General features: G+C 43.9%; 8 protein-coding genes. 1 reads left to right on the top strand and 7 read right to left on the bottom strand.

The features are described from left to right. Positions 1 to 158: 158 nt before the first annotated feature. The 7 genes from QUA00_RS01780 to QUA00_RS01810 all read right to left on the bottom strand — a co-directional run bounded on the left by QUA00_RS01780 (position 159) and on the right by QUA00_RS01810 (position 8,324). Positions 159 to 746 (bottom strand): REP-associated tyrosine transposase, encoded by a 588-nt coding sequence (locus tag QUA00_RS01780; protein ID WP_333408498.1) that lies wholly within the window; start codon positions 744 to 746, stop codon positions 159 to 161. 132 nt (positions 747 to 878) lie between these two features. Then, entirely contained in the window at positions 879 to 1,343 is a 465-nt protein-coding gene (locus QUA00_RS01785; protein WP_333408499.1) for an EVE domain-containing protein, read from the bottom strand. Positions 1,344 to 1,348: 5 nt separating this feature from the next. Next, positions 1,349 to 1,831 (bottom strand): SRPBCC family protein, encoded by a 483-nt coding sequence (locus tag QUA00_RS01790; RefSeq protein WP_333408500.1) that lies wholly within the window; start codon positions 1,829 to 1,831, stop codon positions 1,349 to 1,351. A 59-nt stretch (positions 1,832 to 1,890) separates the two neighbouring features. Then, positions 1,891 to 4,251 (bottom strand): FHA domain-containing protein, encoded by a 2,361-nt coding sequence (locus QUA00_RS01795; protein ID WP_333408501.1) that lies wholly within the window; start codon positions 4,249 to 4,251, stop codon positions 1,891 to 1,893. 77 nt (positions 4,252 to 4,328) lie between these two features. Continuing rightward, positions 4,329 to 6,188 (bottom strand): ABC-ATPase domain-containing protein, encoded by a 1,860-nt coding sequence (locus QUA00_RS01800; RefSeq protein ID WP_333408502.1) that lies wholly within the window; start codon positions 6,186 to 6,188, stop codon positions 4,329 to 4,331. Positions 6,189 to 6,364: 176 nt separating this feature from the next. After that, a complete protein-coding gene (locus QUA00_RS01805; RefSeq protein WP_333408503.1) occupies positions 6,365 to 7,402 on the bottom strand; it encodes a M20/M25/M40 family metallo-hydrolase in 1,038 nt (345 codons plus the stop codon). A 343-nt stretch (positions 7,403 to 7,745) separates the two neighbouring features. Continuing rightward, positions 7,746 to 8,324, bottom strand: a complete 579-nt coding sequence (locus tag QUA00_RS01810; RefSeq protein WP_333408504.1) for a hypothetical protein — start codon at positions 8,322 to 8,324, stop codon at positions 7,746 to 7,748. Positions 8,325 to 8,667: 343 nt separating this feature from the next. Here QUA00_RS01810 and QUA00_RS01815 point away from each other — a divergent pair, with 343 nt between their 5' ends. Next, complete coding sequence (locus tag QUA00_RS01815; RefSeq protein WP_333408505.1) at positions 8,668 to 12,015, top strand: EAL domain-containing protein; 3,348 nt, start codon at positions 8,668 to 8,670, stop codon at positions 12,013 to 12,015. The last annotated feature ends 106 nt before the right edge of the window (positions 12,016 to 12,121 follow it).

The raw sequence follows: 12,121 nt of genomic DNA on the forward strand, positions 1-12,121 counted from the left end.
GCATCTTGCCTGTGAAATCCTTGTGGCACAGGCATCTTGCCTGTGAAATCCTTGTGGCACAGGCATCTTGCCTGTGAAATCCTTGTGGCACAGGCATCTTGCCTGTGACTGAAGCTTGGGCGGGCAAGATGCCCACCCCACAAGAAATTCAGCAGAGGCTAAACTTCATACATTTGCCAGAAAAAAGGATATTCCTCTGGAGTCAGTGAAAGACCAGCTTTGACAGGATTTTGCCTAATATATTCCCAAAAAACCTGAAATTCTCGTTCATCTCTGACAATGTGGTCATGTCTCTCATCCTGCCAGACAGTACCAATATGCTTCATCACCTTGGGAATTTGTTTAGAACTGTAGCTTTTCATACTGTGCAGAATGCTGCTGAGCGACCATAATTTATTATCCGACTTTGCTAAAGGCTGCATTAGCATATGCACATGATCAGGCATTACAACTAAGCAAAAGATTTTATACCTTTGCCTATCAAAAAACTGGCAAGCATTGAGGACAACTTTCCTCGCATCCGGAGTTAATTCCAGCTTTTCCCAAGTATTAAAAGTGATGAAATAGACCGCTCCTTCTAACTCCCAATGAGGTAAATTTCTGTAAGTAACTTTTAATTGAGCATCTCTGAGTTTAAGCGGCAGACTAGAAGCCTGTCCCACAAAAAACTGATATAGGCCTGTGGAGTGGGCATCCTTCCCGCCCAAATCCTGATTGCTTGCCTGACTAAAATTTTCGCGAATCATATCACTAAGTACAACCGCAACTTAGTATAAAATAGCCTAAAAAAAGCCAAATTTCAAGACCCTTACCGAGGTTTTTTGTAAAGTCTTTAAGTATTGTGGGGTGGGCCGAAGAGCCCGCCCCAAATATGCAAGTTAAATGGTCACAACTCCTCTCATATTCAAAATCTTCTCAGCAGCACTTTCAGATACCGGCATCACCGATAACCGATTGCCTTTCCTCACCACCAAAATCTCATCAGCGCTAAACTTTTGTTTCAGTTCATCCAAAGATATTAACTTAGCAAACTCCTCAACAAACTCCACTTTCACAGTTTGCCAGCGAGGAGCATCAAACGGCGATTTAGGATCGTAATATTCGCTATTCATATCGAACTGACTCGGATCGGCAATCCCTGTTTCCACGACCCGCACTAAGCCGACAATACCCGGTATTTGAGTATTAGAATGGTAAAAAAATACTAAATCTCCCCGACTCATTTCTCGCATAAAGTTGCGCGCTTGATAGTTGCGAACGCCATCCCAAATGGAAGTGCGATCGCCCTTCAAGTCCGCAATACTATAAACATCTGGTTCCGACTTCATTAGCCAATAATTCATACAATCTATTCGCTTGGGTTAGCCAAATATTCTTGAATATTATCTAAACACTGCTGCATAGCTTTTTGCATAAAAACCTGAACGAGCAACAACCCAACGGGATAGAATACCGGAGAAGTCAGCATAAAATAAAACTCCCAATCAATCCGAGTTCCCTTTGCTGTAGCAGTGAAATTCCAATCTCCGCCACCAGACTTAATGAGTAGAGAAATCGGAAACTTAAACCCTCTAACCAGTCGGTAGGTTTGTCTTTCTGGCTTTTTGAAAGTAATGATTTCTTCATCAATCACCGAAGCGTCGGAATTTTCTATCCGCCGCACACCGCCTTCACGCATCTCTCCACCATCTGCCATCTCAGCTTTAATAATTGCTGGAATTGGGCCATATCCGCGAAAGACTTTTGGCAGATTTGACAGGGACGTAACAAAATCAAAGACTACTTCAGGCGATGCAGCAATTTCTACTAATGCGTTGGTTTTAACTAACATTTATCTCTCCACTGATCTGATTTGATAATGAACTGTGAGTTAAAAAGGCGTAATTTTAATTATAAAATATCCTTCCGCTTCTGCAACCACAGAGTCAACATCAAATAAACCAAAATATGCACGCACAAAATACCCCAGTTTAAACCCAAATTTTCCCAGGTTGGATCGTAAACAGGAGTAGGCTCAAACGGCTGGGGAAGCGTACTCCCATCCGGTAATATAGTAGGTGCGGGTACCATCCCATTCACATTAACTAAAGAGCCGTAAGCACCCACAGACCAGCGGCTTAACATCAGCCAAGAAAATGTGTTCGCCGCACCTTCCATCTTAAACAAAACTCCCGAAAAAATAATCTGAGGCAGCAATAATAGAGGCAAAGCGCTATTAGCTTGAGAGCTATTTTTAACAATCGCGGAAACGACTAATCCAAGGCTTATGCAGCTCATTAAAGTTAGGAAGGTGGTAATACTTGCTCCCACAGGCCAGGAAATAAAACTAGGTTCGGGGGATTTAAAAGCAATCAGAATAACTCCTACCATTAACAGTGTTTGCAATACTGCCAAACCAGAAAGTATAAAAATTTTTGAACCTAAATAAGCAAACAATCCTAAATTGACCAAACGTTCGCGCAGATAAATAGCAGATTCTTTGACAATTTCTTGCAGAGAAGTTGCCAGCCCTACCCAAATCGCCGCACAGGTAAATACAAATAAAACTCTGAGCGCCAAAGGTGCTAAAGTTGCCTCCGGCGCTCCAATTAACGGGTCTTTATCTCTGACGGCTAGCCGCAGCAAACTAATGCCGATCGGAGCCGTTAAAAGAGCTAAACTCAAGTTAACTAAGTCGCGGGAAACGAGTTGAAAATAGCGCTGCGCGAGCAAAACGAGTTGTTTTACAAAAGATTGAGATTTTGCTGCAGAAGGTGCAGAAGGTATTTTTGCATTAGCCTTGCCTGTGCTGAAGTGGTTGACAATATAGCGCTGATAGTAGGGAGATTTATTAAACTTTTCTGCCCAGCTTTGAACGTTGGTTTCTCCTGTTTCTAATTCGTTGTAAATGTCTGCAAAATCGCCAGTTTTGACATCGAAAAAATCGAGGGCTTCCCTAGGGGGGCCGAAGTAACAAAGGCGTCCGCCGCGACCCATAAACACAATACGATCGCACATCGTGATATTTGCCGTCGCGTGAGTCACCAGAATCACCGTCCGGCCTTGATTTGCCAACTTTCGCAGCAGTTGCATCATCTTCTTATCCAAACCCGGATCGAGTCCTGAAGTCGGTTCGTCTAAAAAGAAAAGTTTCGGGTCTGCTAACAGTTCAACTCCGATGCTGACCCGCTTTCGCTGTCCGCCGCTAAGCTGTTTTACCAAAGCCTTGCGACGGTGAGTCATTTCAATATCTTCTAAAGTTTTTGCGACTACCTGCTTGACATCTGTATCGGGAGGTAAGCGCAATTTAGCTGCATAACTCAAGACTTCTTCTACTGTCAAATCTGCGTGCACAATATCATCTTGAGGCACGTAACCGATTTGATTGCGGTAAATATTGAAGTTTTGGCGCAGGTTGTCACCGTTGAGAAACACAGCGCCGTTAGTAGTTTTTTCGATGCCTAAAAGCGTCCGCATTAAAGTAGATTTGCCAGCGCCGCTACCGCCGACTAATGCCACAAACTGCCCGGGTTCGATCGCCAAAGTGATGTTATCCAAACGCTTCGGAATCACCAGACTGTCAGCATCCAAACGAATTTGATGGCCGGAGTCTTGCATCTGCAACTCACCGCTGCGGTAAGTTAGAGTAAACGGGCCGATCCGAATAGCATCTCCCTCGGACAATTGTACAGAATTTGTCACTCGCTGACCGTTAACAAAAACCCCGTTAACGCTGTAGTCTCGCAAAATATAATTACCGCGACTGTCTTGGTCGATTGTGGCGTGGCGTCTAGAAACAAGCGGCGCATCTAATTGCAGCGAAGCGTTTGGATCGCGACCCAACAAAACCGACCGATTCTTAAGAAGAATTGACTGCTTGCTAGGGACAGCAACCTGATTCGCCAGCGGATTAAAATAACTCAGCAAAACTTGATTTTGAGGATCGAGACCGATTTTAATTTCTGTGCCGTTTTTCAGACAATAACCGTCATTGGGAGTGATGCGAGTGCGATCGACAAATAAGCCATTAGTGCTCGACCGCTGGCCGTCACCGTCGTAAATCCAGTAATTATCCCCAATTTGGCGCAAAACAGCGTGAACGCCCGAAACTGCGCGCCAGGGTTCGGGAATGACTAAATCAGCACGAGTCCCATCGCGCCCCAATACGTGCTGCTGCTGTTTTAACTCTAACTGTAAAACCTCGCCTTGATTGCTTAATACTATATAAGGTCGATCGCTTAAAGCAGTCAGTTGTCCTATATTGCCTGTCATACTTCAATCGCGGTTTTTGCACTCACTTTTGTCAGCATATCAAAAGTAGGACAACAATACACTTATATTAAGCAAGTCTACTTAGCAACAACCGACAAACTACGAAGCCGATTAATTGCTGCAGCTAATTCAAACCGTCGAAACATGGCAAAATCCCCTTCAGGAAAAGGCGATAAAATATCCATGCCCTGCGCGTCAATATCTGCCATCACCAAATCTATGATTTCCGACAAAGTGCGTTTCCCGTCCATGTATTGCTGCTTAGCATAAACCATTGCCGCAGCGATCGCCCTTAACTGTCCGCTGTCCACAATTTGCTCAACAGCACCCAAATCAATCTCCTCAGTTCCGAAAGCCAATTCATCAACATCCCGCACCTTCACCCGCACATCTCGCCGTCCCAGACTCGGATCTAAACTAGCAGGAATCGGCACTCTTTGAGTAATCTCACCAAAAGTTTCTCCCCCTTCAGCAGCACGGCTAATCGGGTAATTTATAGCAATTTCTTTAGCTTTTCCCGTCACATCATCTGCTTGAAAATTTTCCATTGCAATCACAGTATCCGCCACATCAAAATAATCGCCACTTCCGCCCATTACTAAAATAGTCGATACGCCATAATCTGCATACAACTGTTTAACTTTATCAATAAACGGCGTAATCGGTTCCTTATCCTTAGCGATGAGTTCCTGCATTCGGCGATCGCGAATCATAAAATTCGTCGCCGCCGTATCCTCATCCACCAATAAAACAGGCACTAAATCCTGTTCCTTTTTCCTTCTCTCCTGTTCCTCATTCCCTCTTCCTTCTTCCTTCTTCCGACTTCCATCGGACTGACATCCGTTAAATCCGTTACATAATCCGTTGCCGAACTTCCTTCTCCCCACTTCCAAAGCCTCAATAATATTAGCAGCTTGCGACGTGCTACCGCTCGCATTTTCTGTATAAAATTGTGCAGTATCTCTACCTTGTGGCAAGTGGTTAATAAAAGGCGAAATATTTACTCCCGCTACACTTCTGCCATCTTCTGCTCTAATTTTAACCCCGGCCGCACTTGTCACCACAAATTCCCGACCATCTCCCGGAATTCGGTTGTAAACTCCCAACTCAATCGCCTTGAGTAAAGTGGATTTGCCGTGATAACCGCCGCCAACAATCAAAGTAATACCAGCGGGAATACCCATACCGGAAATCCAACCGCGATTCGGACAATTAAACTCAACTTTTAACGACGGCGGCGATTGAAAAGCCACAGCATTATTTAACAAAGGGCGATGGTCAACACCGCTGCGGCGGGGTAAAATAGAACCGTCAGCAACAAACGCAACTAATCCGTTTTGAGCTAACTGCTGCCGCAGCCAGTCAGCATCTTCTACAGTTTCAACATGACGGCGACATTCAGCAGCATTTAAGTTAGCATACTTCAGAGAATTGCTGACAATTTGCGGAATATCTTCGCACAGCATTTCAGCAGCTTGTCGCCCTAAGATACTGCGCCCTCCCGCTGGAAGTCCGACGGCAAATCGCAGTTCAACTCCTCCTAAATCTCCGATATCGGATGTATTTGAGGAAAGGATAAATGCGGAAGTTCGTTCTAAAACTTCTTGTCCGAACCGAGTCACTGCAATCATACCGCTTTTGCCAGTGCCGCGTTTGCTGCTGATGCTGTGTGCTGCTTTGTCAAACTGGCGAGTTAGGTAATCTCGCAAGGCTATTTCTCGACTGCGAGAGTTAAAAAGTTCGCGGGGAATTTGAGCAATGTTGGGCGGAACTCTGACTCTAAATTTACTGGGAGATGCAAAGGGATCTCCCTGCACGTAATCAATAATTAATGTGAATTCAGAAAAGTCGTAATTACCTTGAATGTCTTTGTATGCTTTGTAGCCTCGATTGTCTAGTTGCAATAAATGCCGTTGCAGGCTTTCTTTGTTAGTCATTTGTTATTAATTATTAGTTATTAGTTATTAGTTATTAATTATTAGTTATTTAGCTGGTTCATAGGCTGTGCCTAGGAACCGATGTCCAGAGGCTCTGCCTCGCTTGCTTGGCGTGGGAAAATTGGAGGCAGAGCCTCCGGATATGCGTTACCAGGCAGAGCCTGGTAACGAGTAGATTACCGAATTTCCAATAATTTAGCCGTGGCATTAACAACAATTTGAGCAGAACCGGCGAAAAAAGCTCGATCGATAGTTGCTAATGTATCGCTAGATTGGTGATAGTGGGGCGATCGCAAATTTGCAGTATCCGTCACCAACACAGCACCAATTCCTTTATACCAGAAAGGCGCGTGGTCGCTGCGTAAAACATCGGGAGTCAGCAACCCTTTCAGGGGAACCGGTAGCGCCACCACGGGCGGCAAACCGGCTTTTCCAGACTCCGCAAAACTTTTCAATAGCAGCGGATGTTCCGCATCCCCAATCACAGCGATAAACTCGCCTTTGTCGGGAGATGTTACCCCCGATGCTTCTAGAAAAGGTTGCGCTGTCAATCCTTCGGGATATTGCTGGCATCCGGGGGTGCGGCAGGCATAACCTACCATATCTAGGACGATCGCTCCTTGCAAATTTTTTAACCGCGCCTCGCTACCGGTGAATGCTAAACTGCCTAAAAGTCCGATTTCTTCCCTGTCGAAAAATGCTACTTGCAATGTCCGAGGTGTGGCGCGAGAACCCAGCAATCTTGCTACTTCTAAAACTACTGCAACTCCCGTCGCATTGTCGTCAGCGCCTGGGGAGTTCGGTACAGTATCGTAGTGTGCTGCCACTAAAATTGCACCGGCGTTTGAGTCAGTGCCTTTTCTCTCAGCGAACACGTTAATTCCGCGATCGAACTGCTGCAAATCAGGGGAAAATCCTAATGTTTGGAGTTGTTGGGAAATATAGTCTCTAGTAAAAGAGCGAGCTCGTTCTCCCTCGCGTTCTCCTGCTAAAGTCTCGACGTGTTTCCACAACCGGGACTGGTCAATTTGGGGCAGAGAAAAAGCATTTTTTTCAGCAGGAAGCGGTAAGGGAGACGGGTTTTGGGAAGTGTGGATATTGCGATCGATCCCAACTTCCGGTACAGCCGACAACCGCTGCCACGAGTGAGAACCCCAACCCGCAGCCGTCACCGCAACCACAATAAATAGCGCTATCCAAATCAATTGTTTCATCAGTAAGTCTATTTGAGATTTTAGACAGAGCTTACGCACTCATCAACCGGGTTTTTTAGCGGAAGCGAGGGCTGCAACAAAGTCTTTTCGTAAAACCCGGTTGATGCGTCCAGAACTGTTATATTTTAGATTTTAGATTGACACCAGATTTAAAAATCAACCTGTTTCCAAAAAGGAAACTCAAAAATCTTAAAATTAACTGCGCCAGAGGCAGTTGGGTATTTTTTATCTAAAAAAGCAGGTAAAAGCCTTGGGATGTTGCCGTCGAATCTGTCTTGCTTATTGGATCGTTCGACGGCGACATTCAAATCACTAACTTACCTTAAATTTTAACAAGCCCAAACTACTTTTTTTCCCACTCAATCTCCTTATTTTCCAATATCAACCCGCTGCTGCTGGGAACAGCATAAGGAATAGTTGTTGCAGAAAATTTGACTATTTGAGTTGGTTGTTGAAACCACTCGGAATAACTGGGATTGAGTTGGTCGTACAGGGCTTTTAAAGCTTGGATTTCTGCCTCTAGCTGCGCTGCTGCTTGATTGATTCTGCGAGCTTGTGCTTGCAAGCGCTTTTCCCCGGTTTGAACTTGGTTTTCTAGTTCTTGCCAGTGCTGTCCGGCAGCCAATTTATCTATTTCAGCTTGTTTGTAGGACAGTAAAGCCTGTTTTTGTTGCAGTTGCTTTTCAGTAATTTTAGTCTCTCGGTCAATCTCCTGGATTTGCTGCAACCACTGCTCCCCAAAAGCAGCATTTTGCTGATGGAACTCGGCAATAGCCTCTGGAGTATTATTCTTGGGAAAACTGACTGCCAGTCGGCACTCTGAGCGCTGTACGCCAAGTTTTTCCCGCGACTCTTGCAGGGCGGCAACTTCTGCTTGCAGCGCGCGGACTTCTTTTTGGAGTTCTGGGATGGTCTGACTCATGGGTTCAATTAGTGGACCTCTGCATCGATTTTAAGCTAATTGTTTATTTTTATAACAAATCCCGATCGCCTCCTTGCGGGAATTATCTAATTTTAGCGCGCTCCCACCCGGTGTCTAGGCAGAATGGCGGATAATTTGTGGCACAATGGCTGATGACACATTTTAAATTAAGATTAAAATTGTAATTAGTTATAAAGCTAAATTATTAGCTTGGTAAAATTTAATTTACAAATCCACATAAATTAATGGGGGCTGGGTTTTCCTATGGCAGAGAAAGTTCTGCTAAAGTTTTTTAGATTTAGGGTTTCTAAAAAAAATTATTTGAAATTAGGAAATAGAGCAAATGAAAATAATTTTTCAATTAATGTTGGGATATTTCGCGGTTGCTATTTTTGGTGTGGAATGTGGCATTAATCCAAAAATATTACCGACAAGCCTAGGAGATGGGAACGGCAATCGCCCTGTAGAAGGGATTTTGATTGGCTATCAGAAACATAGCTATTTGCGATCGGCATCTCGCCCCCTTACTTCTGCAAGCGCCACATTATTTTTGGATAAATTATCCCAAATTGCACCAGTAAAAATACCTACTTACAATTATATACAATCTCAGGAAACTCCTAGAAAAGAACCTACTATTAGGTTAACAATAATCGGTTATTCTCTGGTTTGTATTTGTTTAGTAATCTCATTATCGATCAGGGGGAAGACAGTAAATAGCTTATCCAAGACGATGGGGTTAATCAAGCCGAAGTCTGAAACAGAGAATGACAAGCTACCAAAAAGAGAAAAAGTGTTGTATCCAAAAAAAGAACAGGATATCTGGCATACTATTGCCCAAATGACCCAAGATTTGCAGCAAACTGCCGAATATGCTCTCGATATTTGCGAGGAAATGAACGTCTCGATAATTGCGACCACCCCTGGCGGTCATATCCTGTCGTTAAACCAAGCTACCAGTCAACTTTTGGGATACTCTAAAAAAGAGTTGTTAGGCAAACCAATAGCCGGACTTTTTAAGAAAAGTGAATCACCTGCACAGGAGTTAGAGTTAGCAAGTTTAACAGCCGAAGGTTCTGTCCACAACGTGGAAAAAGTCTACCTTTCCAAACATGGAAAAAAAATAATTGTACTGCTTTCTATTTCAATTATTCGCGACGCTCAAGGCAAAGTCAGCGGCAAGTTATATATAGCACAAGATATTACTGAGAGCAAGCGGGCTGACAGAAATTTGCGGCGCAGTGAAAAAAAGTTTCGGCAACTGGTAGAAACTGTTAATGCCGCTGCATTGATCTATCACCGCAGACAGTTGCGCTATGTCAATGCTCAGACAGAAGCTCTGACAGGATATACTCGTGAAGAATTGCTAGCGTTGGATTTATACGATTTAATTCATCCAGATTTTCGAGAAATAGTTAAAAAATGGGGTAAATCCAGCCATGCGCGCTCAACGGCAGGCTCAAAATATGAATTAATAATACTCACGAAAACTGGAAAAATGCGCTGGATTGAAGCAACTGTAGATATTATAAAATTTGAAAAAAAAGCCTCAATATTAATCACAGCGTTTGACATCAGCGATCGCAAATTAGCAGAGTTAGAACTAGAAACATCTCTTTCGTTGCTTCAAGCAACCATTGAGTCTACTGCTGACGGTATTCTTGCGGTTGACAGTGGAGGAAAAGTTGTCAGCTTTAACCGTAAATTTGCCGAAATGTGGCAGTTGCGGGATTGGCAGGTGGATTCGAGAGATAACAACCAAATTTTGGGGTTTGGAATCAACCAGTTAAAATACCCGGAAATATTTCTCAACCGTGCTAAAGAATTGTCCGATCGCCCTGCAGCAGAAAGTTACGATCTCATCGAGTTGACAGATGGCAGAATCTTCGAGCGCTACTCGTTGCCCCAGCGCACGGGAGGCAAAATTACTGGTCGAGTATTCAGCTTTCGGGATGTAACGGAACGGGTGCAATCCGAAGAAAAACTACGCAAAAGCGAAGAACGCTTTCACCTGCTGACGCGGGCGACAAATGATGCCGTATGGGATTTTGATTTGTTAAAAAATGAGTATTGGTTGAGCGAAGAATTTGAAAAACTTTTTGGATACAAACTCAACGAAACTCAGACGATAGAATTAGAATCTTGGTGGTTAAATATTCATCCCGAAGAACGGGAAAGAGTGATGTCAAGTTTCTACGAAACAATGAGCTCAGACGCTCACTGTTGGTCGGAAGAATACAGCTTTCACCGTGCAGACGGGGGATATGTTTTTGTGCTCGATCGCGGCTATATCATCCGCAATGAAAGTGGCAAAGCAGTAAGGGCGATCGGCACGATCATGGATATCACTCAGCGCAAGCAAGCTGAAGAAATTATTCGGTATCAAGCTGTTTATGACCAACTCACCGGTTTACCGAACCGGATACTTTTTAACGAGAGGCTGCTGGCGTCCTTAAAACAAGCTCAAAAAACCCAAAAAATGCTAGCTGTGATGTTTTTAGACTTGGACAGGTTCAAAAAGATTAATGATACACTAGGTCACGCTGCGGGCGATCGCCTGTTAGAAGGTTTTGCCGGACGCATCAGCGACACTTTGCGATCGACTGACACGGTTGCCCGCTGGGGAGGCGACGAATTTACCATACTGCTTCCCGACATCAATTGCTTAGAAGATGCAGTTAAAACAGCTCAAAGAATACTCAACAATTTAAAGCCACCATTTAAACTAGAAGGACAACCGTTTCATGTTAGCAGCAGCATCGGCATTGCCCTTTATCCCGATGATGGTGAAGATGCCGAAACTTTAGTCAAAAATGCCGATGCTGCCTTGTACTACGCTAAAGAAATGGGAAGAAATAACTATCAGTTATATACTTCCACAATTAATCCCCACGGCAGCCATTTACTAACTATAGAACACAGACTGCACGAGGCTTTAGAACAGGGAGAATTTCAGGTTTTCTACCAGCCAAAAGTCAATATTACTACTTGGGAAATTCAGGGTATGGAAGCCCTGCTACGCTGGCAACATCCACAATTAGGTTTAGTTACTCCCGCGACATTTATTCCGATCGCCGAAGAGAACGGACTCATTGTACCTATTGGGGAATGGGTGCTGCAAACAGCCTGCACTCAAAATAAAGCTTGGCAGGATACTTTGCAGCCTGATTTGCGGGTAGCAGTCAACGTTTCGGCTCGGCAGTTCCAGCAATTTAATTTATTAGAAATGGTAGCGAAATGCTTGGAAAAAAGCGGTTTAGCACCCAAGTATTTAGAGTTAGAAATTACCGAGACTACAGCCATGCAAGATGTGGATTATACCACAAAAGTTCTCAGGGAGTTGCAGAATATGGGCGTGCAAATTGCGCTGGACGATTTCGGCACGGGTTATTGTTCTCTAAATTATCTCAAAAAGTTTCCCTTGAATATCTTAAAAATAGACAGGTCGTTTGTCAGCGGATTGACGACTGATCCGTGCGAACTGGCGATCGCCAAGGCTGTAGCGACCTTGGGGCGAGATTTGAACTTGAGCGTGGTAGCCGAAGGAGTAGAAACTAAAGAGCAGTTGGAGTGTTTGCGCCAACTCCACTGTCAAGAAATTCAGGGTCATTATTTCAGCCCTGCACTATCAGCCAATGATGCTAGGAAGCTATTGGTAAATTCTCAGTTGCAAAAAGTAAAAATTGCTTAATTAGTCATTAGTCATTAGTCATTAGTTATTAAGCTGTTGTACCTTTAAATAGGGTATAATAAAAAAGGAGTTTAGTCAATCTCTACAAAAATGCCAGCTAAAAACC

It is taken from the genome of Microcoleus sp. T2B6 (assembly GCF_036700475.1).
Lineage (GTDB): Bacteria > Cyanobacteriota > Cyanobacteriia > Cyanobacteriales > Microcoleaceae > Microcoleus.